The organism is uncultured Phyllobacterium sp., assembly GCF_902479695.1.
Classification (GTDB): Bacteria; Pseudomonadota; Alphaproteobacteria; order Rhizobiales; family Rhizobiaceae; genus Phyllobacterium; species Phyllobacterium calauticae.
On record NZ_CABSQF010000002.1, the window covers coordinates 74,069 to 96,802 of the forward strand.

General features: G+C 59.3%; 23 protein-coding genes. 10 read left to right on the plus strand and 13 right to left on the minus strand.

The annotated features are described in order from the left end of the window. Nucleotides 1–6: 6 nt before the first annotated feature. The 3 genes from RDL77_RS01595 (at nucleotide 7) to RDL77_RS01605 (ending at nucleotide 1,744) form a co-directional block, all read left to right on the plus strand. Entirely contained in the window at nucleotides 7–471 is a 465-nt protein-coding gene (locus RDL77_RS01595) for a RidA family protein (protein WP_288191568.1), read from the plus strand. 26 nt (nucleotides 472–497) lie between these two features. Further along, on the plus strand, nucleotides 498–1,286 hold the full coding sequence (locus RDL77_RS01600; RefSeq protein WP_288191569.1) for an SDR family oxidoreductase: 789 nt from the start codon (nucleotides 498–500) through the stop codon (nucleotides 1,284–1,286). 80 nt (nucleotides 1,287–1,366) lie between these two features. Then, nucleotides 1,367–1,744: a nuclear transport factor 2 family protein gene (locus tag RDL77_RS01605; RefSeq protein ID WP_223613302.1), complete on the plus strand. Its 378-nt coding sequence runs from the start codon at nucleotides 1,367–1,369 to the stop codon at nucleotides 1,742–1,744. Between the two features lie 9 nt (nucleotides 1,745–1,753). Here the strand turns inward: RDL77_RS01605 and RDL77_RS01610 are convergent, their stop codons facing one another. Further along, on the minus strand, nucleotides 1,754–3,235 hold the full coding sequence (locus RDL77_RS01610) for an MFS transporter (RefSeq protein ID WP_288191570.1): 1,482 nt from the start codon (nucleotides 3,233–3,235) through the stop codon (nucleotides 1,754–1,756). 119 nt (nucleotides 3,236–3,354) lie between these two features. On the opposite strand from RDL77_RS01610, the gene RDL77_RS01615 reads away from it, so the two are divergent. Beyond that, nucleotides 3,355–3,894: a TetR/AcrR family transcriptional regulator gene (locus RDL77_RS01615; protein ID WP_288191571.1), complete on the plus strand. Its 540-nt coding sequence runs from the start codon at nucleotides 3,355–3,357 to the stop codon at nucleotides 3,892–3,894. A 3-nt stretch (nucleotides 3,895–3,897) separates the two neighbouring features. Here the strand turns inward: RDL77_RS01615 and RDL77_RS01620 are convergent, their stop codons facing one another. After that, nucleotides 3,898–5,310: a HAMP domain-containing sensor histidine kinase gene (locus RDL77_RS01620; RefSeq protein ID WP_288191573.1), complete on the minus strand. Its 1,413-nt coding sequence runs from the start codon at nucleotides 5,308–5,310 to the stop codon at nucleotides 3,898–3,900. Further along, nucleotides 5,307–6,023: a response regulator gene (locus RDL77_RS01625; protein ID WP_105732728.1), complete on the minus strand. Its 717-nt coding sequence runs from the start codon at nucleotides 6,021–6,023 to the stop codon at nucleotides 5,307–5,309. The genes RDL77_RS01620 and RDL77_RS01625 overlap by 4 nt, the downstream gene beginning before the upstream one ends. 247 nt (nucleotides 6,024–6,270) lie before the next feature. Here RDL77_RS01625 and RDL77_RS01630 point away from each other — a divergent pair, with 247 nt between their 5' ends. From RDL77_RS01630 to RDL77_RS01640, 3 genes are all read left to right on the plus strand, one after another. Next, nucleotides 6,271–6,564, plus strand: coding sequence for a hypothetical protein (locus RDL77_RS01630; protein WP_223613298.1), 294 nt, complete (start codon nucleotides 6,271–6,273; stop codon nucleotides 6,562–6,564). 42 nt (nucleotides 6,565–6,606) lie between these two features. Beyond that, a complete protein-coding gene (locus tag RDL77_RS01635; protein WP_223613297.1) occupies nucleotides 6,607–6,834 on the plus strand; it encodes a hypothetical protein in 228 nt (75 codons plus the stop codon). Nucleotides 6,835–7,182: 348 nt separating this feature from the next. After that, on the plus strand, nucleotides 7,183–7,437 hold the full coding sequence (locus RDL77_RS01640) for a GlsB/YeaQ/YmgE family stress response membrane protein (protein ID WP_105732726.1): 255 nt from the start codon (nucleotides 7,183–7,185) through the stop codon (nucleotides 7,435–7,437). A gap of 78 nt (nucleotides 7,438–7,515) precedes the next feature. On the opposite strand, the gene RDL77_RS01645 is transcribed toward RDL77_RS01640, so the two are convergent. Together RDL77_RS01645 and RDL77_RS01650 are read right to left on the minus strand one after the other, a co-directional pair. After that, complete coding sequence (locus tag RDL77_RS01645) at nucleotides 7,516–10,599, minus strand: efflux RND transporter permease subunit (protein ID WP_288191574.1); 3,084 nt, start codon at nucleotides 10,597–10,599, stop codon at nucleotides 7,516–7,518. Then, the gene (locus RDL77_RS01650) at nucleotides 10,596–11,822 is read right to left on the minus strand and encodes an efflux RND transporter periplasmic adaptor subunit (protein ID WP_288191575.1); all 1,227 of its coding nucleotides are present in this window, start codon (nucleotides 11,820–11,822) and stop codon (nucleotides 10,596–10,598) included. Before RDL77_RS01650 ends, RDL77_RS01645 begins: the two co-directional genes overlap by 4 nt. 173 nt (nucleotides 11,823–11,995) lie before the next feature. Here RDL77_RS01650 and RDL77_RS01655 point away from each other — a divergent pair, with 173 nt between their 5' ends. Further along, the gene (locus tag RDL77_RS01655; RefSeq protein WP_223613294.1) at nucleotides 11,996–12,574 is read left to right on the plus strand and encodes a TetR/AcrR family transcriptional regulator; all 579 of its coding nucleotides are present in this window, start codon (nucleotides 11,996–11,998) and stop codon (nucleotides 12,572–12,574) included. Here RDL77_RS01655 and tgt read toward each other — a convergent pair whose 3' ends face one another. From tgt to coaD, 5 genes are read right to left on the minus strand one after another with little or no spacing between them, the layout of a single operon-like run. Then, nucleotides 12,575–13,708, minus strand: coding sequence for a tRNA guanosine(34) transglycosylase Tgt (gene tgt / locus RDL77_RS01660; protein ID WP_288191576.1), 1,134 nt, complete (start codon nucleotides 13,706–13,708; stop codon nucleotides 12,575–12,577). Beyond that, on the minus strand, nucleotides 13,705–14,784 hold the full coding sequence (gene queA / locus RDL77_RS01665; RefSeq protein WP_223613292.1) for a tRNA preQ1(34) S-adenosylmethionine ribosyltransferase-isomerase QueA: 1,080 nt from the start codon (nucleotides 14,782–14,784) through the stop codon (nucleotides 13,705–13,707). The genes tgt and queA overlap by 4 nt, the downstream gene beginning before the upstream one ends. 17 nt (nucleotides 14,785–14,801) lie before the next feature. After that, nucleotides 14,802–15,311 (minus strand): peptidylprolyl isomerase, encoded by a 510-nt coding sequence (locus tag RDL77_RS01670; protein ID WP_223613291.1) that lies wholly within the window; start codon nucleotides 15,309–15,311, stop codon nucleotides 14,802–14,804. A gap of 22 nt (nucleotides 15,312–15,333) precedes the next feature. Further along, entirely contained in the window at nucleotides 15,334–15,918 is a 585-nt protein-coding gene (locus RDL77_RS01675) for a peptidylprolyl isomerase (RefSeq protein WP_223613290.1), read from the minus strand. A 38-nt stretch (nucleotides 15,919–15,956) separates the two neighbouring features. Further along, complete coding sequence (gene coaD, locus RDL77_RS01680; protein ID WP_288191578.1) at nucleotides 15,957–16,448, minus strand: pantetheine-phosphate adenylyltransferase; 492 nt, start codon at nucleotides 16,446–16,448, stop codon at nucleotides 15,957–15,959. Between the two features lie 197 nt (nucleotides 16,449–16,645). Here coaD and RDL77_RS01685 point away from each other — a divergent pair, with 197 nt between their 5' ends. Then, complete coding sequence (locus tag RDL77_RS01685) at nucleotides 16,646–16,816, plus strand: hypothetical protein (protein WP_288191580.1); 171 nt, start codon at nucleotides 16,646–16,648, stop codon at nucleotides 16,814–16,816. Here RDL77_RS01685 and gyrA read toward each other — a convergent pair. Next, the gene (gene gyrA / locus RDL77_RS01690) at nucleotides 16,813–19,623 is read right to left on the minus strand and encodes a DNA gyrase subunit A (protein WP_288191582.1); all 2,811 of its coding nucleotides are present in this window, start codon (nucleotides 19,621–19,623) and stop codon (nucleotides 16,813–16,815) included. The two genes, RDL77_RS01685 and gyrA, sit on opposite strands and share 4 nt — an antisense overlap. Before the next feature lie 229 nt (nucleotides 19,624–19,852). On the opposite strand from gyrA, the gene RDL77_RS01695 reads away from it, so the two are divergent. Next, on the plus strand, nucleotides 19,853–20,482 hold the full coding sequence (locus RDL77_RS01695; RefSeq protein WP_223613286.1) for a MarC family protein: 630 nt from the start codon (nucleotides 19,853–19,855) through the stop codon (nucleotides 20,480–20,482). A 1-nt stretch (nucleotide 20,483) separates the two neighbouring features. On the opposite strand, the gene RDL77_RS01700 is transcribed toward RDL77_RS01695, so the two are convergent. Together RDL77_RS01700 and RDL77_RS01705 are read right to left on the minus strand one after the other, a co-directional pair. After that, the gene (locus tag RDL77_RS01700) at nucleotides 20,484–21,779 is read right to left on the minus strand and encodes an NAD(P)/FAD-dependent oxidoreductase (protein ID WP_288191583.1); all 1,296 of its coding nucleotides are present in this window, start codon (nucleotides 21,777–21,779) and stop codon (nucleotides 20,484–20,486) included. Nucleotides 21,780–21,830: 51 nt separating this feature from the next. Continuing rightward, nucleotides 21,831–22,724 (minus strand): AraC family transcriptional regulator, encoded by an 894-nt coding sequence (locus RDL77_RS01705; RefSeq protein ID WP_288191584.1) that lies wholly within the window; start codon nucleotides 22,722–22,724, stop codon nucleotides 21,831–21,833. Between the last annotated feature and the right edge of the window lie 10 nt (nucleotides 22,725–22,734).

Here is a 22,734-nt window from a genome sequence, read left to right on the forward strand (position 1 = left end):
ATTGCCTTGACGAGTTTCCGTGACCGTTTTGAACAGACCGGCCTGACCTGGCCGGAAATCGCACCAGCCGACTTTCCGTTCGCACCGTCTATCCGCGTCGACAATGTCGTCTATATCTCCGGCCAGATACCCGAGGCGGGAGAAGACATCGCCTACACGGGCAAAGTCGGCGAAACGATCAGCCTCGAAGAGGCGAAACAGGCGGCTGCGATGTGCGTTGCCAACATCCTGTTCTGGCTGAGCCGGGAATTGGACGGCGATCTGAGCCGAGTTGTCCAGGTAGCCAGGATCACGGTTTACGTGAACGCCGTCGCCGGGTTCAGCGATTATTCAACGGTCGGCAATGGCGCATCCGAACTGTTGCTCAAAGTGCTGGGTGACAGGGGCAGACATGCCCGCGCGGCGATCGGCATGGCGGGCCTGCCCCTGAATGTCCCGGTCGAAGTGGATGCCATCATCCATGTCCGCTAGCCCATTGAAAAAGTGAGATCTCTACCATGAACCTTGGACTGGAAGGAAAACGGGCTCTTGTGCTCGGCGGCAATAAGGGGCTTGGTCGCGGCGTCGCCAGCGCCCTGGCCGAAAACGGCGCGGTTGTTGCCATTGCCGGACGGGACGATGCGGCGTTGAACGCCACGGCCAGTGCGCTGCGCGTGCATTCGCCCCGCTCCTTCGCCCTCAACGCCGATCTTGCCGATCCGGTGGCTTTGGCCGCCATGCTTGACCGTGTTGATGAGGCGATGGGCGGCATCGATATCCTGCTGCTGAATGGCGGCGGGCCGCCGCCGTTTCCGGCGGCTTCGCTGAATATTGTCCAATGGCGCACCCAGTTCGAAGCCATGTTCCTGTCCGGCGTGCGTATCGCCGCGCATTTTCTGCCGGGGATGCGCGAGCGGCAATGGGGCCGCATCCTCGTGGTGTCGTCGACGAGCGTCCGGGAGCCGATTGCCGGCCTGACCGCGTCCAACGCGTTGCGCGCTGCCGTTGCCGGCTGGGCAAAGAGCCTTGCCGGAGAAGTCGCTGCCGATGGGATAACGGTCAATCTGCTGCTCGCGGGACGCCTCGCCACGGCACGCACCGACATGCTGGATCGCATGGATGCCGAAGCACGGGGTGTTGACGTCGCCGTCATTGCCGCAGAGAGCCAGGCGGGCGTGCCTGTCGGTCGCTACGGAACGGCGGATGAGTTCGGCGCCATGGCTGCCTTTCTCGCCAGCGAAAAGGCTTCATACGTCACCGGGGCGGCAATACCGGTGGATGGCGGCTTGTCGCACGCGATCATCTGAATCAAGCTTTGTTTATGCGGAGCCGGACCTGTATCATGGGCCGGCCACCGCAAAAATCATCCAATCGAAGGAACAGCCCCATGCCGGAACGCAGCCGCGTCGATGCTTTTGTTGCAACTGTCGTCAGCGGTGATCATGTGAAAGCAATCACCGATTTCTATCATGAAAATGCCTCCATGCAGGAGCCCGGCAAGGAACCGCGCCGCGGCCGCGAGCTGCTTGAAAACCACGAACAGAACGCGCTCGACCGGCTGGACCGGATGTATACGCACCCGGCCCGCGCTGTCCTGATCGACGGCGACAACGTCGTCATTCAGTGGATATTCGACGCGACATCCAGGGATGGCGTGACCCGGCGTCTCGAAGAACTCGCGCTGCAGCGCTGGCAGGGTGACCGCATCATCGAAGAACGCTTCTTCTATGACACCGCGTCGGCATGGGCCGTGGTCCAGCCATAACGCTGCAAATCAGCTCCTGCCTGCCCGTGTTGCCAGCTTGATTGCCGTTGCCGTGAGGATCAGCGTGGCGGAAGCCACAACAATGACCGATGTGAACGCGCTTTCGAAGGCATCCCGGGCAAAGCCGACCAAGGCGGGTGCGACGTCCGGTGCGAGCCCCTTCGCATAGATCAACGCCTCATCGAGGCTGTCATAGACCATCACCGGCGCATTCATGCTGTCAGGCAGCGTCAGGCTGATGCTGTAGATCGTCGACATGAGACTGCCGAGCAAGGCGACACCCATGGCGCCGCCGAGCTCGTAGGACACTTCTTCAATCGACGCCACCGTACCGGCGCTTTCTTCCGGCGTGTTGAGCATGATGGCGCTCGACGCCGCCGTCATGGCCGCACCGAAGCCAAAACCGAGAACGGCAAGGCTGGCGATCTGCACGAGCGGCCTTGCGTCATGGACGTAGAGCAGGCTGGCAACGCCGAGCCCCGCCGCTGTAAGGCTGACCCACATGATGGGTTCCGAGCCAAGGCGCGGCAGCGCCAGGCCCGCCAGCGGACCCGCCGCAAAGGCGGCGAGCGGCACCGGCAGGATCAGAAGCCCTGCTTCGAGCGGCGACAGGCCCATGACCAGCTGGAAACGCTGGCTCAGCACCAGCTCCATGCCCACGAGCGTGAGAGAGGCGATGAAGGCGGTCGCGACACCCGACGAGAATCTCCGGTTCCGGAACAATCTGAAATCGATCATCGGTTGCGCCGAGCGTCCCTGCCGCCGGACAAACAGCCACAGGAAGACGATGCCGATCATCGCAGCAACCAGTGCCGCCGCGTAAACCGGTGTTTGCTTGCCGAATTCCTTGATCGCATAGGTCACGCCGACAAGCCCGACCATGATCTGCGCGGATGCGACGAGATCCCAGGGGCGCGTCGTATCGCCCGCGCGGTTGGGAATGATCCACAGTGTGAAAGCCAGCGCCACGACGACGATAGGGACGTTGATCAGGAAAACCGAGCCCCACCAAAAATATTCGAGCAGGACACCGCCCAGCACGGGCCCGACGGCTGCACCGCCCGATGCAATCGCCGCCCAGATGCCAATGGCAAAGGCGCGCTCCTGCTCGTCGGCAAAGGTCTGCCGGACGATGGAAAGCGTGGCCGGCATCATCATGGCTGCACCCACGGCCAGCAAGGCGCGCGAAGCAATGAGCACCCCGCTTGTCGGGGAGAATGCGGCTGCCAGCGAGGCAAGGCCGAACACGACGAGGCCGCCGGCAAACAATTTCTTGTTGCCGATCCGGTCGCCAAGCGCGCCGGCACCGGGCAGAAGGCCGGCGACAACCAGCGGATAGGCGTTGACGATCCACAGCTTGGCCGAGGCCGAAGCATGAAGATCATGGGTCAGACGCGGCAGAGCCGTGTAGAGAACTGTCATGTCGATGACGACGAGGAACAGCGCGCTGGAGACGATCGCAAGGACCAGCCAGCGGTTTTGGGGTAGCATTTTTTCACCATTGGAGCATTTGCCGCTCCCGTTATATTTGCGGTCATGCATTGATTGGGTATCGCTGCATCGTGGCATATATAAATACGTTCGTATTGAAATGGAAGAGGAAGACTGTTTTGGGCCGGAAACGCACGATTGATCGGGGCAAGGTTCTCGATGCGGCGGAAGCCGTGGTGAGCAAGGTGGGCGCTGCGGCGCTCACCATCGATGCGGTGGCGAAAGCGGCCGGGATCACCAAGGGCGGCGTGCAATATTGCTTTGGCACCAAGGGCGCCCTTATCGATGCGATGCTGGAACGCTGGGGTGAAGCCTATGATGCGGAAGTCGTGCAACTCACCCAGGGAACCCCGGTTTCGCCGATTCGCGCCCATCTGGAAGCCACGCGCAAAGGCGACGAAAGCTCCAACGCCAAGGCGGCAAGCCTGATGTCGTCCCTGATCCAGACACCGGAGCACCTTGCCAGCACCCGCGCCTGGTACAAAACCAGAATGGCGGATTTCGACCTGTCAACCGAAGCGGGCCGCCGCGCGCGCATCGCCTTTATCGCCACGGAAGGCATTTTCATGCTGCGCTTCTTCGGTTTCATGGAAATCGGTGACCGGGACTGGAACGCCGTCTTTGACGATATCCAGTCCTTTGTGCTGACCGGGGAATAGGCGTCAGGATGCCAGAGGGATTGTCAGCTCCGCCCGCAATCCGCCCTCCGGATCGTTTTCAAGCTTGATATCGCCGCCGCTGCGCCGGGCAATGTTGCGGGCGATGGTCAAGCCAAGACCAAACCCGCCCGTTTGCCGGTTTCGCGACCCCTCCACCCGGCGGAATGGCTGGAACACCTCATCCAGCTTGGCCTGCGGAATACCGGGACCATGATCCTTGATAACCAGGACAATCTCATTGCCGGCCAGCTTCAGACTGACATCGGCTCTTTCGCCATAGGCCACCGCATTGTCGATCAGATTTGTGACACAGCGGCGCAAGGCGATCGGCCGCCCGGTGCAGATGAGCTTGCGCGCGCCGATGCCTTTCTTTTCAAACGTCACTTGCGGATAATTATCGACAATCGAGTCGACCAGAGACCAGAAATCGATCTTTTCCTGTTCTTCATCGACCACTTCATAGGTGGCGAAGTCGATGACCGAACGGGAAATCGCCTCGATATCGTTGAGATCCTGCATCAGCGACTGGCGCAGCTGGGATTTGCGCAGCAATTCGAGCCGCAGGCGGATGCGGGTCAACGGCGTGCGCAAATCATGGGCGAGTGCCGCCGCCAATTGTTCACGGTCGGCCACATATTCGCGCAGTTGCGCCTGCATGGCATTGACGGCCCGCGCCGCCGATTTGTACTCGGTGCTGCCGAATTCCGGCAAAGGCGGAATTTTGACATCCTCGCCGATGCGCTTGACCGCGCTTTCCAATGCACGATACGGCGCCGTCAGCCGGCGCATGGCCCAGATCGACAAGATGATGACAATGGCCGCGACGGCGCCGAACAATGGCAGGGTCTGCACGGTGAGGATCGGATCGATGGGCGAAACCGGCGTCACGAAGTTCAGCCATTGGCCGTCGCTGAATTCGATGGATGCGATCAGGCCGCCGCTCTTGCTGAAATCCTGCGCGAGCGCCGACAGCTGCTTTTCGACAACGCCGACATCCGCACCGGGCGTGCTGGAATCCGTATCGGTTTCCGGTGTGGCGTTGGGCGATTCGCGGCGAACCCGCGCATCCGTCACGCCAAAGGCTGAAAACCGCGCGACAAGCACGTCTTCAAGCTCGGCCAGATTGTCATCGGATGCAATCGCCGATGTCACGGCCGGATCATCCGACATATAGAGCGGGCTGGACGCATTCGACATGGCGCCGGCAAGCCGGGTGCGCTCCGGCGGCGGCGCGGCGTAGAGCAGCTTGACCAGCGTGTACGCACGCTCGCTCAGGCGAAACAGCTCAAGAATATTGTTGCCTTCGCTGCGGTCACGCGAGACGATGGACAGCGTCGCGATCTGCGTGGTGATCAGTCCGGCAATCAGGATCAGCAGGATCCAGCTTGGCAGGGACTGGGGCAGAAACCGCTTCATTCCGCCACGACTTCCGGCACGAACTGATAACCGCCGCCGCGAATGGTCAGGATCAGTTTCGGCGACCGCGGATCGTCTTCCATCTTGCGGCGCAGGCGGCTGATCAGGATATCGATGCTGCGGTCATATCCGTAAGCGACATTGCTTCCGGCAAGTTCCAGCAGCTGATCTCGGCTGAGCATGCGCTGCGCGCTCTTCACCAGCGTTTCCAGCAGATTGAACTCACCGCTGGTCAGTTCCACCCGCACATTGTCGGGCGAGACCAGCCGGCGGCGCGAACAATCCATCGTCCATCCGGCAAATTTGTAAACCTGCGGCTCGATCCGCCGGTCCGGGCCCGGGCCGTCCAGACGGCGCAGAACCGCCCTCACCCGTGCCAGCAGCTCGCGTGGATCGAACGGTTTCGACACATAGTCATCCGCCCCCATCTCCAGCCCGACGACGCGGTCCGTGGTTTCCGTGATGGCCGTCAGCATGATGATCGGCACGCGTGAGTGCATGCGGATATCCCGGCAAATCTCCATGCCGCTCTTGCCCGGCAGCATCACATCGAGAATGAGCAGGTCGACGGGCGTGCGTGAAAAGATGGCCTGCATCTCTTCACTGTCCCTGGCGACGGAGACACGCATGCCGCGCTTTTTCAAAAACTCGTGCAGCAGATCGCGAATGGCATCGTCATCGTCGACAATCAGGATATGCGGCTCAGATTTCATGCGAATCTTTCAACGTGTCAGGCCCAACTTTGATTATCCGGCAACAAGATAAAGGCCGAAATCCGCATTGACCAGCCGCCCCTGATCACTTCCCGGCGATTTAGCGCCGCTTCCCGCTTTCAGAAACAATCCAGAAACAAAACACTACAGAGCGGAAAAACGCGCGCAATAGTCATGCCCGATAACAGGCACACCGGACCTGTTCGCAATCACTGAACAGGACAACACTCGAACGCCAAAGGGTTTTATGCGCAACGTCCTGACCATATCGACACTCATTCTGACCGGCGCGCTGTATGCCGCTGTGCCAGTCGACCTGTCGATGGCCGACGAAACGCTGACCCGTTCCGAGCTTTGCGGCAAACTTCAGCTGCAAACTCAACAAGCCATCACCGAACACGCCGAGGCAAAACGGGCAGCCAAGGCGAGAGCACTTCAACGCAGGGCAACAAGGTTTTGTGCAAGCAACAAGCAGGCACAAGGCATCAGAACGTTCGCACAAGCGTTGAAACTGCTCGGTGTGCAGCCGATTGATGACTGATCGACTGTGTCCCATGAGCCCATATCAAAAGGAAACTGACCTATGAAAAAGTCCCTCTACACAGCTCTCGGCCTTGCTGTTGCTCTCGCTGTTTCGGCTCCGGTTCTGACAGCTTCCAGCGCCAACGCAGCCACTGCTGCCGCACCGGCAGCCGCAGCAGCAACAACTGCCACCAAGCACACTGCAAAGAAGCATGTTGTTAAGAAGACCCACAAGCACAAGACCCACAAGAAGGCCGCTGCCAAGAAGGCCCCTGCCAAGAAAATGTAATCTTCCTGGCCCGCAATTCTTGAATTGCCTGCAAACTATGCCGGTCGTGGGAAACCATAGCCGGCATAGCTTTTTCACGTGTTTCTCCGCTTCTTCCCAAATTTTTCTGAGACCGCAAGAAGCGCAATGATTTCCGGGTGATAGTGCCTTGGCTGCCCGCCAGATTGCCTCAATGCACTATATATTGCGGTGTTTGATCGCCATCCATACAAGTTTTATTATCCAAAACAGATTTCCCATCGTAAAATCCTTGTGATGATTCTACGGCCGATCCCGGATCGCCCATGAAGAGCGGCATCCACGGTCTGCAGGACCATCGTAACGCAACCGGCATGTGGAGAGACGACTATGGGTGGAGAATCACTTCTTATTTTCCTGTTAGTGGGACTGATCGCTGGGTGGCTGGCGAGTCAGCTTGTCAGTGGGGGCGGCTTTGGCCTCATCGGCGATCTGATCATCGGCGTTATCGGCGCATTCATAGCGGGATATCTCCTGCCGCGTCTGGGCATATCGCTGGGTGCAGGAATTCTGGGCGCTGTTATTTCGGCGACAATCGGCGCCGTCATCCTCCTCATCATTCTTCGCGCCGTTAAGCGAGCCTGACGATACCAGCTATTTGAAACGACAAAGCCTCCGAACCGGCAAGGTTCGGAGGCTTTTTGTTGTGCGGATATCAACCGGTCAGGTACGGCCGAATTGCGCATCCCCGTTCGGCACAGGCGCCGCGGCTGGCTCAGCCGTGTGATCCCTGTGTGAAATGAAGGTGTAGAACATCGGCACCACGAAGAGCGTGAAGATCGTGCCGACCAGAATGCCGGAGAAAATCACCAGGCCGATGGAATAACGGGCTGCCGCACCCGCACCGGTCGCCGTGATCAGCGGGATAACGCCGAGCGCCATGGCGGCGGTCGTCATCAGGATCGGGCGAAGACGGGTCTTGGCAGCCAGAATGATCGCATCATGCCGCGATATCCCATGCAGTTCCCGCTGCTGGTTGGCAAATTCCACCATGAGAATACCGTGCTTGGTAATCAGCCCGACCAGTGTGATCAGCCCCACCTGCGTGTAGATGTTCAGCGTTCCCAGCCCCATGTTCAAGGGAACAATCGCACCGAAGATCGACAAGGGCACCGACATCATGATGATGAACGGATCACGGAAGCTTTCGAACTGCGCCGCAAGCACCAGGTAAATCACGACAACCGCCAGAATGAAGGCAATGAGGATCGTGTTGCCCTGGGTGATTTCCAGACGCGACTGGCCGATGTAATCGAGGAAGAACCCATCCGGCATCAAGGGGCGTGCCGTGTTGATGACCGTCTGCAGGCCTTCACCTGTGGAGACGCCCGGCATCGGCAAGGCACTGATCGTTGCGGAATTCAACTGATTGAACTGCTCGATGGCTGCCGGTGCCGCATTCTGTACGATTTTGACCACGGCCGACAAAGGCACCATGTCACCCGAGGCGCTTTTGACAAAATACTGACCGAGGTTTTCAGGATTCGATCTGAAATCCTGCGGCACCTGCGGAATGATGTCGTAGCTGTTGGAATCGCGGTCGAACTTGGCGATCTTGCCGCCGCCGACCAGCAATCCAAGCGTCTGGCCGATGTCACTCACCGGCACGCCGAGAGCCGCCGCACGGTCACGATCGATCGTTACCGTCGTCTGCGGTGCGTTGAAGGACAGGGAATTCTGCACGACAATGAACTTGCCGGACGCCTGAGCCTGCCGCTTTACTTCTTCGGCGATTTCAAACACCTTGTCCGACGGACCGGTTGATTGAAGAACCACGGAGATCGGCAAGCCGCCGCCGCTGCCCGGAAGGGTCGGCAGGGCAAAGATATAGGCCTGCGCACCCGCCACCGGAGCAATCATCTTCTGCAGTTCCTGCTGAAGCTGCTTCTGCGACTTGGTGCGCTGTGACCAATCCTTGAAGACCCAGATGGCGAAGGCGGAATTCGTCGTGCCAAGACCGGCAATATTGAAGCGGGCCTTGAGCTCCGGCAGATCCTTCGTCAGCGCATCGATCTGGTTGGCATAGAGCAGCGTATAGTCGGTCGTTGCATATTGCGGGGCATTGACCAGCGAGACCAGGAAGCCGCCATCTTCTTCCGGTGCCAGTTCGGATGCCGTTTTGGTAAACAGAAATCCTGTCAAAGCCACCAGAATGATAACGATCAGCAATGTCACCGGCCGGAAGGCCAACGACCCGGCAACGCGCCGTTCATAGACACCTTCAAGCCAGCCGAAGCTTCTGTCCACGATGCGCTGGAAACGGCTGTGATTGCCGGGTTTCAGCAGCAGCGCGCACATCATCGGCGAAACCGTCAACGCCGCGACACCGGAAATGATAACCGCACCGGCGAGCGTAAACGCGAACTCGCGGAACAGCGCCCCGGTAAGACCGGCGGTAAAGCCGAGCGGTGCGAACACGGCAGCAAGCGTGATCGTCATCGCGATGATCGGCCCGGTGATTTCCTTCATGCCCTTGAGCGAGGCATCGAGCGGCTTCAGCCCCTCTTCGATGTGGCGATGGATGTTTTCCAGAACAACGATCGCGTCGTCCACGACGAGACCGATGGCCAGAACCATCGCCAGCAGGGAGAGAAGGTTGATCGAATAGCCCAGCAGGAACAGGAAGAAGCACACGCCGACCAGCGAAATCGGAATCGTGACGACCGGAATGATGACGGAGCGGAACGAACCAAGGAAGAGAAGGATCACCAGAACAACGATGAGCACGGCTTCACCGATGGTCTTGTACACTTCATCGACCGACGAACTGATCTGTTCCGTCGAATCGTAAAGCATGATCATGGTCATGCCATCGGGCAGAGTTGCCTGGATCGCCGGCAATTCCTTGCGCACGGCCGCCGTCATATCCAGCGGGTTCGCCGAAGGTGTCGGGAAAATACCGATAAACGTACCGCTCGAGCCATTGAAGGTCACGCGCGTATCCGTGCTCACCGCGCCAAGCTCGATCCGCGCGATATCGCGCAACCGCACGATGCTCTTGGCGTCGGATTTGATCGGCAGGGCACCGAATGCCTCTGGCGTCTGCAATGTGGTCTTCAGCGTGATCGGCGAAGCCGTGTACAAGTTCTGCACCTTGCCCGGCGCCGACAGGAAGTTGGACTGATTGATGGCAGCCAATACTTCCGAAGCCGTCGTCGTATGCGCCGCCATCTTGACCGGATCAATCCAGACGCGCATCGAGAAAACCTGACCGCCCAGGATCTGCGCGTTGGCAACGCCCTGAATGGTCGACATGCGCGGCTGGATGACGCGCTGCAGATATTCGGTGATCTGCTCGCTCGTCATGTTCGGGTTCTGCACGGCGAGGTACATCGTCGCAAAATTCTGCCCCGTGCCCTTGGTGATGACAGGGTCGTCCGCCTCCTTGGGCAGATTGCCGCGCACCTGGTTGACCTTGGAAATGACCTCGGTCAAAGCCGCATCAGGATTGGAGCCAAGCTTCATGTGAACGGTGACGGTGCTCGACGACGGTGACGACGATGACGTCACGTAGTCGATGTTTTCCGTCGTGGTCACCGCATTGGCGATGGGCGCAGAGATGAATCCCTGAATAAGATCGGCACTTGCCCCAGCATAGGCCGTTGTAACGGTGATGGCCGTTTCCTCGACCTTCGGGTATTGGCGAATCGAAAGATTCGTCAAACCCTGCGCGCCAAGCAGAATGATCATCAAAGCGACAACCGTCGATAGAACGGGGCGGCGAATGAAAACTTCTGAAAAATTCATTTCTTGGGCAGTCCTGAATCGGTTGTATTTGCTGGGTTCACGTCATTGGCGATTGTGACCACCGAACCGGCGTTAAGGCGGTTCTGACCGGCCGTCACAACGATGTCGCCTTTGTTCAGACCCTTGGTGATTTCAACCAGAAGGCCGGAACGGCGGCCGGGCTTGACGAAAACCTGTGCAACGACAAGCTTGGGCTCTTTCTTCTCTGCAGTCGCACCGGCGGCAGCAGGCTTGGCCGCATCCGCTGCTGGCTTGGCCGCATCCGCTGCTGGCTTGGCCGCGTCTGCCGGCTTGGCTGCGTCGGGTGCCGGGCGAACGACATAGATGTAGTCGCCGTAAAGGCTGGAGACGAGCGCCGTCTGCGGCAAGGTGAATACGCCTTCTTCCTTGGGAAGCTCGACACGAACCTGCGCAAACTGGCCGGGCCGCAACTTGCCTTCGGGATTATCGACTTTCGCACGCACCGACACCAGACGCGTCGACGGATCAATACGCGGTTCGATCGCCGTGATCTGGCCTTCATAGGGCTGATCGGCATCCGAAAGGCTCAGCTTGATCAACTGGCCCATCTTGATCAGATTGAGATTCTGTTCGTTGACGGTGAAATCCACACGCATGGTGGACAGGTCCTGCAGCGAAACGACGACTGTGCCCGGCGACAGATACTGGCCGAGCTCGATGCGCGGAATACCGACCGTGCCCTTGAACGGTGCCTTGAGCAGCTTTTGCTCCATGACAGCTTCCAGCTTGGCAATTTCAGCCTTCTTGGCCAGCGATGCGGCCTGGGCCGTATCCACATTGGATTCCGCGCCGACACCGCGTGTATTCAGGGTGCGGGCACGCGCCAATGTCTGGTCGTTCAGCACATCCTGCGCCTTGGCGGCGACAATATCGGCCTTTTCGATGGCGTCATCCAGCTGCAGCAGCGATGCGCCCTTCTCGAGGATATCGTTGGCTGTGAACGGGATGTCCTTGACGATACCCGCGACTTCCACGGCCAGCTCGACACCCTGAATGGCGCTGACGGTACCGATGGCTTCGATATTCGGCGTCCAGACGGCGGGCTCGACCGTATAGGTCGAGACGGATTGCGCCGGCTGCTGCATGGTCGCGAAGAACTGCTTGATCATTCCATCGCGGAAAAAGTTGAACCAGACCAGCCCTCCGGCAAGCACCACGACCAAAATGAGAATGATCACGGGTAGAATGTAGCGCTTAATCATCAGGAACCGCTCCGCAACAAAACAATGGCCAGCAAAGTTTGTTGCTAGCCTGTCAAATGAGAATAACGTGATGTGGACTTGATTGCCACGCGCACTTTACTGTACCGTCCGGACGGTAAAGTCAATAGAAGCGGAATCCCTTATGGACCCAAAGTTGTAGAAAAAGGAACGGAATGCGGGCGGCCACTCTCACCACCAAAGATAAGATTCTGCAGGCTGCTGCGGAGATTGCCATGGAGGTTGGTCCGGTCCATCTCTCCCTTGATGCCGTCGCACGGCGCGCCGGGCTGTCGAAGGGCGGCCTGCTCTACACCTTCCCGACCAAAGCCAAGCTTCTGGAAGCGCTGGTCGAACACCACGTCGCTGAATTCGACGAATCCCTGCGCATGCAGGAAGCACGCCGCAACCACAAGGTGAACAGTGTGGTTCAGGCCTGCATCGAGGTCTATCGCGCTGAATTTGTGCTCAATGAGCCGGAGCCTTCAGGCATTCTGGCAGCCATTGCCAATGATCCAAGCTTCATTGATCCGATCCGCCGCTACAACAAGCAATTGCTGGACCGCATGAAGGAGAACTCGGAGGACCCGACCATGGCCCTCATCGCGTTCCTGACCATCGAGGGTTTACGCAGTTTGAAACTGCTGGATATGGATACCCTCACCCACGAAGACCAGATCGCCGCCATTGACGGCCTGCGTCAGCTCTTCGCGCCGTGCGACCCCGACAAGCCGTCCCAACCGGCTACGGGCTGATCAGGCATAGGGCTTGATGTCGCCCTCGGTCCAGGCGGCCTGGGTTTCCGCGCTGAAAGCATCAAAGCGTTTTGCTTCGATGGCATCGCGGATACCCTGCATATGCTGCTGGTAATAGGCCAGATTGTTCCATGTCAGCAGCATGCCGCCCAGCGCTTCACCCGATTTGACCAGATGATGCAGATAGGCGCGGCTGTAATCGCGTGCGGCCGGGCATGAGGATTCCTCATCCAGCGGGCGCGGATCATCCGCATGGCGCGCATTGCGCAGATTGACCTTGCCGCGGCGGGTAAAGGCCAGGCCATGCCGCCCTGCCCGTGTCGGCATCACGCAATCGAACATGTCGATGCCGCGCGCCACGGATTTCAGGATGTCCTCGGGCGTGCCCACACCCATGAGATAGCGCGGCTTTTCCACAGGGAGTTCAGGACAGGTCACATCCAGCATGTCGAGCATGACCTCCTGCGGTTCGCCGACCGCGAGACCGCCGACGGCATATCCCTTCAGATCCATCGCCTTCAGCGCCTGGGCCGAGCGGATGCGCAGATCCGGCACATCGCCGCCTTGCACGATGCCGAACATGGCTTTCCCCGGCTGGTTGCCGAATGCCGTCTTGCAGCGTTCCGCCCAGCGCAGCGACAGTTCCATGGCGCGCTGGATATCTTTCGGTGTTGACGGCAGGGCAACGCATTCGTCCAGCTGCATCTGGATATCGGAATCCAGCAGCCCCTGGATTTCAATCGAGCGTTCCGGGCTCATCTCATGGGCACGCCCGTCGATATGCGAGCGGAAAGTCACGCCCTTTTCGTCGAGCTTGCGCAGTTGCGCCAGCGACATGACCTGGAAACCGCCGGAATCCGTCAGGATCGGTCCGGGCCAGCGGGCAAAATCGTGCAGTCCGCCGAGTTTTGCAATCCGTTCGGCGCTCGGGCGCAGCATCAGGTGATAGGTGTTGCCGAGAATGATATCGGCGCCGAGTTCGGCAACCTGGTCCATATACATGGCCTTGACCGTGCCCGCCGTGCCGACCGGCATGAAGGCGGGCGTGCGGACAGTGCCGCGCGGCATGGTGATTTCACCGCGCCGGGCCTTGCCATCGGTTGCGATCAGTTTGAATTCAAAATTTTCTGTCATGATGCGGATCGCCATAACAGGCTTGCATCGCCATAGGAATAGAAGCGGTAGTGATTTTTGATCGCATGGGCATAGGCCGCATGCATGCGCTCGAAGCCGCTGAAGGCTGACACCAGCATGAACAGTGTCGATTTCGGCAGGTGGAAATTGGTCATCAGCAGGTCAACCGCCCGGAACCTGTAACCCGGCGTGATGAAAATATCCGTCGGGCCCGACCATGCCCGGATGATACCATCTTCGCCCGTCGCGCTTTCCAGCAAACGCAGCGAGGTCGTGCCGACGCTGACAATGCGCCCGCCCCGCGCCTTCACGGCGTTGAGTGCATCCGCCGTCTTCTGGTCCACATGGCCGATTTCCGCATGCATCTTGTGGTCTGCCGTATCGTCCGCCTTGACAGGCAGGAATGTGCCAGCGCCCACATGCAGCGTGACGAAGTGCTCTTCGATGCCGCGCTTTTTCAGATCGTCCAGCAAATCAGGGGTAAAGTGCAGTCCCGCCGTGGGGGCGGCAACGGCACCTTCCTCGCGGGCATAGACGGTCTGGTAATCCTCCTTATCGCGGCCATCTTCCGCCCGCTTGGAGGCGATATAGGGCGGCAGCGGGATATGCCCGACCGCCGCAATGGCCTGATCAAGATCGGCGCCGCTGAAATCAAACACCAGCAGGACTTCGCCCGCATCGCCCTTTTCGGCGACAGTGGCCTGCAACGACCCGAGCAGGCAGGCATTGTTGCCGTGACCGAAATCGATCCTCTCGCCCTGCTTGATGCGTTTTGCCGGACGCAGGAACGCCTTCCAGCGATCCGGTCCCGCCCGCATATGCAGCGTCGCACTGATCTGAGCCTTTACACCTTCGCGCTCGCGAAACCCTTCAAGCTGTGCGGGTATCACCTTGGTATCATTGAAAACGAGAGCATCGCCAGGGCGCAGAAAATCGCCGAGATTGCGAACGGTACTGTCGTCAAATCCGGAACTGTCCGCTTTCACAAGCAAAAGCCGCGCTGAATCGCGCGGCTCTGCAGGTCTCAATGCGATGTTTTCTTCCGGCAGATCAAAATCGAAAAGATCAACACGCATGGTCTGTCAATGCGATCTTATTCGGCGTCTGCGGCAACGCGCATGGAAACGATCGAATCCGGATCCTGCACGGGCTCGCCGCGCTTGATCTTGTCGACATTGTCCATGCCTTCGATGACCTGGCCCCAAACCGTGTACTGGCGATTGAGGAAGCCCGCATCGTCGAAGCAGATGAAGAACTGGGAATTGGCCGAATTCGGGTTCTGCGAACGGGCCATCGAGCACGCGCCGCGGCCGTGATTGGCGTTGGAGAACTCTGCCTTCAGGTCCGGCCTTTCCGAACCGCCCATGCCCGCGCGCGACGGATTGAAGGACGAACCGCCCTTCTTGCCGAACTTCACGTCGCCGGTCTGCGCCATGAAACCATCGATGACGCGGTGGAAGACGACGCCGTCATAGGCGCCTTCGCGTGCCAGTTCCTTGATGCGCTCGACATGGCCGGGTGCCAGATCGGGGTAGAGTTCGATGACGACATTGCCCTTGGTGGTTTCGAGCAGGATCGTGTTTTCTGGATCTTTGTAAGCCATTTCCGGCATCTCCTTTGTTAGATTATTTTGCCGGACCGACAGTGACCTTGATCATCTTGTCCGGATTTTCAACGGCGCCATTCTGCGCTTCATTGCCTTTTTTGATCTTGTCGACAGCTTCCATGCCGCTCGTCACCTTGCCGACGACCGTATACTGGCCGTTCAGGAATGCGCCCTTGTCGAACATGATGAAGAACTGCGAATTGGCCGAATTCGGGTTGGACGAGCGTGCCATGCCGACGGTGCCGCGCACGAAGGGTTCCTTCGAGAACTCGGCAGGCAGGTCCGGACGCTTCGAGCCGCCGGTTCCAGCGGCTGCCTGATTGTAGCCCTTTTCGGTATTGCCATACTGCACGTCACCGGTCTGGGCCATGAAGCCGGGAATGACGCGGTGGAACACGACATTGTTGTAGGCACCTTCCTTGGCCAGCGCCTTGATCTGCTCGACATGTTTCGGCGCAAGGTCGGGACGCAGCTCGATCTTGACGTCGCCGTCCTTCAGCTTGATCGTCATGGTGTTCTGGTCATCGGCCCAGCTTGGGGTCAAAGCAGCAAAAGACAGGGAAGAAACGGCTGCCACAAGAAGCGCAGTGCGAAATACGGACATACAGAAAGTCTCCAACGGATGGGGATGAGAAGAAAGCCCTATTTGAATTTGGCCCTGAGCGCCTCGGCGACAAGAGCGGGAGCAAAATGCCGGACGTCGCCGCCCATGGCCGCAATCTGGCGGACCAATGTGGCAGTAATCGTGCGGACCGAAGGATCAGCCGGCAGGAACACGGTTTGCAGCTCCGGCGCCATCGTTCCGTTCATGCCGGCCATCTGCATCTCGTAATCGAGATCCGTACCGTCCCGCAGGCCACGCACCATCAGGGAAGCGCCGTGTTTGCGGGCGGCATCAATCAGCAGACCATCGAAGGATACCACCTCGAGCCGCTGGCTGTCCTTGCCGAAAACATCCGCAGCAACCCGTTTGATCAGGTCCACGCGCTCGTCGAAGGAAAACAGCGGCGCCTTGCCCGGATGAATGCCAATGGCCACGAATACCTTGTCGGCAAGGCGCAGCGAGCCCTGCAGGACATCCATATGTCCGTTGGTGATCGGGTCGAAGGATCCGGCGTAAATTGCGATTGTCATACCGTCTCCTAGCCGTTTTATCGGGCGCTTTCAATGGCCGGAAAGAGTCCTCCCTTCATGATAAATGAACGGAAGATGAACGGGCGTATCAGCAAGCATTCAGTTCCCGCCAACTATAAAGAACGCAGAAAATGAAACCTTTCGGCCCCTATTGCGTTGTTAATCACAGGAAAGCTGAAGATTGAAGGGATAAATGAATGTTTGTACTTCTGAGTGTAGGCATGATGATCGCGATGATGGTTTCCGCCGTCGTCATGATGTTGGAAGAAAACAAAAAGCGGGAAGCCAAAGTTAAGACATCCCGCTTCGGTGTTTATCCCATGAACGGTCAGCCCATGAACGGTCAGAACGACCGCCCGCGGTTCTAACTCTCGTCAGAACCGCTCTCAGGAGCGACTATATCCGCCCCGCCTTCGGTCGGCACAATCGCCTCGAGCTCTTCGTCATCGCTATCGGTTTCCGAAATCCGCTCGACCGACACAACCTTCTCGCCATCGGCTGTATTGAAGATCGTTACGCCCTTTGTGGAACGTCCGGCGATGCGAATGCCGTTGACCGGAACGCGGATCAGCTGACCGCGATCAGAGACGAGCAGGATCTGATCCGAGGCCTCGACCGGGAACAGCGACACAAGCTTGCCGATTTCATCGGTCTTCGATGTATCCGTTGCGCGGATACCCTTGCCGCCACGTCCCGAAACACGGAATTCGTAGGATGACGAGCGTTTGCCGTAACCGAACTCACTGACGGTCAGAACGGTCTCTTCACGATCACGCAGTTCCGCATAACGCTCGGTATTAAGATCAGCCACATCCGTGGCTTCTTCGCCGACCAGCGCGATTTCCTCGACATCATCCGCACCCTGCGCACGCCGGTCCGCTGCTGCCTGCTTCAGATAGGCCGAGCGTTCGGCTGGCGTTGCATCCACGTGCGCCAGAATAGCCATTGAAATCAGCGTATCGCCCTTGGCCAGCGTGATACCGCGAACACCGATGGAGTTACGGCCGGCAAAGACGCGTACGTCAGTGACGGGGAAACGGATGCACTGGCCGCCGGCAGCGGTCAGCAGCACATCGTCGAACTCGTCACAGGTATCCACGCCGAGGATTTCATCGCCCTCTTCTTCCAGCTTCATCGCGATCTTGCCGTTGCGATTGACCTGAACGAAGTCAGAGAGCTTGTTACGGCGCACGGTGCCGCGCGTCGTGGCAAACATGACGTCGAGATTGGTCCAGCTTGCCTCGTCTTCGGGCAGCGGCATGATTGTCGTGATGCGCTCGCCCTGTTCCAGCGGCAGCATGTTGATCAGTGCCTTGCCGCGGGACTGCGGCGTGCCGATCGGCAGGCGCCAGACCTTTTCCTTATAAACAATGCCGCGGGATGAGAAGAACAGCATCGGCGTGTGGGTGTTGGCCACGAACAGCCGTGTGACGAAATCCTCGTCCTTCATGGTCACGCCGGACCGGCCCTTGCCGCCACGGCGCTGCGCGCGATAGGTCGTCAATGGCACACGCTTGATGTAACCCGCATGGCTGACGGTCACGACCATGTCTTCCCGGGCGATCAGGTCCTCGTCGTCCATATCCGCGCCGCCATCGGTCAGTTCCGTGCGGCGGGGCGTGCCGAACTCGTCGCGGATGGCGGCAAGTTCGTCCTTGACGATGGTCATGATGCGCAGACGCGACGCGAGGATTTCGAGATAATCCTTGATTTCAACGCCGATCCTGTTGAGTTCATCGGCGATTTCATCGCGTCCGAGGGCGGTCAGGCGCTGCAGGCGCAGATCGAGAATGGCGCGTGCCTGCTCTTCCGACAGATTGTAGGTGTTGTCGTCATTGAGCGTGTGGCGCGGATCGGCGATCAGTGTGATCAGCGGTGCCACGTCGTTGGCTGGCCAGCGGCGTTCCATCAACTGATCGCGCGCCGTTGCCGGATCGGGCGCCTGGCGGATCAGCGCGATGATCTCGTCGATATTGGCAACGGCAATCGCCAGACCGACCAACACATGCGCGCGGTCGCGCGCCTTGCGCAGCAGGAATTTCGTGCGGCGGCTGACGACTTCCTCACGGAAGGCGACAAAGGCGCGCAGAATGTCCATCAGGTTCAGCAGGCCCGGCTTGCCGCCATTGAGCGCCACCATATTGGCGCCGAACGAGGATTGCAGCGGGGTAAAGCGATAGAGCTGGTTGACGATGACATCGGCAACGGCATCGCGCTTCAGCTCGACGACCACGCGGTAACCGTCGCGGTCGGACTCGTCGCGGATGTCCGAAATGCCCTCGATGCGCTTTTCACGCACGAGATCGGCCATCTTTTCGATCATCGTCGCCTTGTTCACCTGATAAGGCACTTCGGTGATGATGATGGCTTCGCGGTCGCCGCGCATGGCTTCGATGGCGACCTTGCCGCGCATCAGGATCGAGCCACGGCCGGTGCTGTAGGCGGAATGAATGCCGGAACGGCCGAGAACAATGCCGCCCGTCGGGAAATCCGGACCCGGAATGATTTCCATCAGTTCCGCCAGGTCGATGGCCGGATTGTCGATCAGGGCAATACAGCCATTGATGACTTCAGCCAGATTGTGCGGCGGAACGTTGGTCGCCATACCGACGGCAATGCCGCCGGAGCCATTGACCAGAAGATTGGGGAAACGGGCAGGGAGAACCACCGGCTCCTGCTCGCGGCCGTCATAATTGTCCTGGAAATCGACCGTTTCCTTGTCGATATCCTCAAGCAGGGATTCCGTCACTTTTTCGAGACGGCACTCGGTGTAACGCATCGCCGCCGGGGAATCGCCGTCGATGGAGCCGAAATTGCCCTGCCCGTCGACCAGCGGATCGCGCAGCGACCAGTCCTGCGCCATGCGCACCAAAGCGTCGTAGATCGAGGCGTCGCCGTGGGGATGGTATTTACCCATGACCTCACCGACCACACCGGCGGACTTACGGTAGGATCTGTTCCAGGACAGGCCCATTTCGTTCATCGCATGCAGGATGCGCCGGTGCACCGGCTTCAGACCATCACGCACGTCAGGCAGTGCGCGGCTGACAATCACGCTCATGGCATAGGAGAGATAGGAGCTTTGCATCTCCTCGATAATGGAAATTGGCTCAATGCCGAAATTTCCGCCTGGTTTATCGTCTTCTGGGCCGGATGGTGGGGTTAGTTCAGACACGAGGCACTCATCTTTCGTATAGAATCAATCTTCATCTTATAGCGGCTTTTCAACGTAAAAGCCAACCGGCGGCACCACAGTACACAGATGAAAACCCTTTGTTTTCAATAAGATACAACAGTTCATTTCAATCGGTGAAAAACTTGGTTGCAAAATCCCAACTTTATCGACGCTTAACTGCGAATCCGCTATTCTCGCGCAGCTTCAATCAGAGAAGAAAAGCAAAATCGTGGCGCTTTATGACACCCTGCTCAATGCGCTCGTTACCCTCATGGTGACGATCGATCCACCGGGACTGGCGCCGCTGTTTCTGGCGCTGACCAGGGGCATGAATCGCAAGGAGCGCGGCCAGGTTGCCCTGCGTGCCAGCATCACCGCCTTTGTCGTGCTGACGATCTTCGCCGTAGCGGGCGCACAGATCCTGGCGCTGTTCGGCATCACCATCGGCGCCTTCCGGATTGCCGGCGGCCTGCTCCTGTTCTGGATCGCCTTCGAGATGATTTTCGAAAAACGCCAGGAGCGGCACGAGAAGAGCGCAACCGTTGCCATCACCAAGGATCATATCCGTAATATCGCCGCCTTTCCGCTCGCCATTCCGCTGATTGCCGGTCCCGGCGCCATCTCCGCGACCATCCTGCTGGCCGGCACCTTGTCCGAGCCGACATCGCGGCTGGCGCTGATCGGTATTATCCTGATCTGCATCGCTGCATCCTATGTCGTGTTTTTCCTCGCTGAGCGCGTCGACCGCTTTCTGGGTGAAACAGGCCGCTCGATCCTGACACGCCTTCTGGGGGTCATCCTGGCGGCATTGGCGGTGCAATTCGTGGCGGACGGCATCAAGACCTTCATCACGACATGAATCATTTCAGGTGATCTTCCTCCGCCGCGTCCTTCTGCGTGATCAGGCGGGCGCTGCGCGTGCCGCTGACGGAAATCCACAGCCAGCTCATGGCCACCGCAAGACGGTTGCGCACGCCGATGAGGAAGTAGATATGGGCAAGTCCCCATAGCCACCAGGCGACATAGCCCTTGAGCTTGATCCAGCCGAAATCCGTCACCGCCGCGCGCTTGCCGATCGTTGCAAGATCGCCCGCATGGCGATAGCGGAAAGGCTTTGGCGCGGCATCGCCGGCCAATCGCGCCCTGATTGTTTTTGCCACATGGATTCCCTGCTGCTTGGCAGCGGGCGCAATACCGGGAACCATGCCCTTGCCGCCATTTTTGACCGTTGCCGTATCGCCGATGACAAAAATATCCGGATGCCCCGGAGCGGTCAGATCGTCGTTGACGGCAACACGCCCTGCCCGGTCCGCCGGTACGTCGAGCCATTTTGCCGCTGGAGAGGCCTGGACACCCGCGGCCCAGATGATCGTCGCCGCGCCGACAAATTGCCCGGCATATTCCACGCCATCCGCCGTGCAGCTTGTCACCGGATTGCCCAGATGTACCTGCACGCCGAGCTGTTCGAGCGCCCGCTGCGCATAGGCGGAAAGGTCAGGCGCGAAGGCGCCAAGCACGCGCTCCCCGCCTTCGATCAGGATCACCCGCGCCGTGGCGGGATCAATCACCCGGAATTCACCTTTCAGCGTATCCCTCGCCAGATCGGCAATGGTTCCGGCGATTTCCACACCCGTCGGCCCGGCGCCGATGATGACGAAGGTCAGCAATGCCGTACGGCGCGCCGGATCGGGCTCGCGCTCGGCCTTTTCAAAAGCAGTGAGAATACGCCGGCGGATCGTGGTGGCATCTTCAAGCGTCTTCAGCCCCGGCGCGAATGGCTCCCAATCGTCATGGCCGAAATAAGCATGGCGCGCACCGGTTGCCAGCACCAGCGTATCATAGGGTATAACCTCGCCATCCGCCGTTGAAACAGTCCGTGCTTTTGTATCAACGCTATCAACAGTTCCAAGCAATGTCTTGATATTGCTGTATTTGCGCAGGAGATGCCGGATAGGCCAGGCAATTTCCGACGTCGCCAGCGTCGACGTTGCGACCTGATAGAGCAGCGGCTGGAAAAGATGGTGATTGCGCTGGTCGACCACGGTGACGGCGACATCCGCATTGCGCAGCGAATTGGCGGCTTCCAGCCCGCCGAATCCGGCACCGACGATAACCACCCGGTGCGGGGTGTTCGAGGGCGTCGCGGTGTCTGTCATGGCAGGTTCCTTGTGCACTGCACAACACGTATCAGACCTCGGGTGGAAAGGTCAAACATCGCGGCTCGCTGTGGTCAGCGCGGCCCACCGTCCGGGCGTGATGCCATAGGCTTTCTTGAACTGCCGGTTGAGATGGCTCTGGTCGGTAAATCCGGTTTCCACCGCGATTTCCGCCAGCGGCACGCCCAGTTTCATCAGATCCTTCGCGCGCTGCAGGCGGCGCATCAGCAGGAAGCGATGCGGGCTCGTGGCATAGAGGGCGCGGAAGTGCCGCGACAGCGCATAACGGTCAAGGCCGCTGACGGCCTCCAGCTCTCGCGAGCGCACCAGCCGCAAGGCATTGTCCGCAAGATAGTCGCGGGCCATGCCCGCCTGCCGCACTGCGGGCCTGCCCATCGGTTTCAACGGCTGCTTTGCATGGCGCGCCAATCCCAGCGTCAGCCGGGATACGATGTCATCCACCAGCAGTTCATCCATTTCCGCGTCGGGATTGCCGAACGCGGCTGATATGGCCGAGACAAGCGGCGCATCGGAAAAAACCGGCTCCCGCACGAAAGGCAGCGCGGCGTGATTGCCGCCAAGCGCCTCGATGGCCAGAGCCGGTTCGAGATAGATCATCCGGTAACGCAAGCCGTCCTCGGTGCCTGCCCCGCCATCATGCACCTCGTCGGGATGCAGAACCATGATGTTGCCGGGAAGGCTTTGCCGCTTTTCCCCGCGATAGCGGAATGTCTGGACGCCGTGCAGCGTCACGCCGATGGCATAGGTATCGTGCCGGTGCGGTTCGAAGGCATCGCCGGTGAAACGCGCTTCCATGCGCTCGACACCCGGATTGGATGGCGCCGACAGGATGGCATCGTGCGCCGGACGCTCGCACAAACGTCCAAGACCGCGCAGCACTTCCTCTTTTAGATTTTCACCCGGCATCCGGCAGACTCGATCCATGAATGGAGAC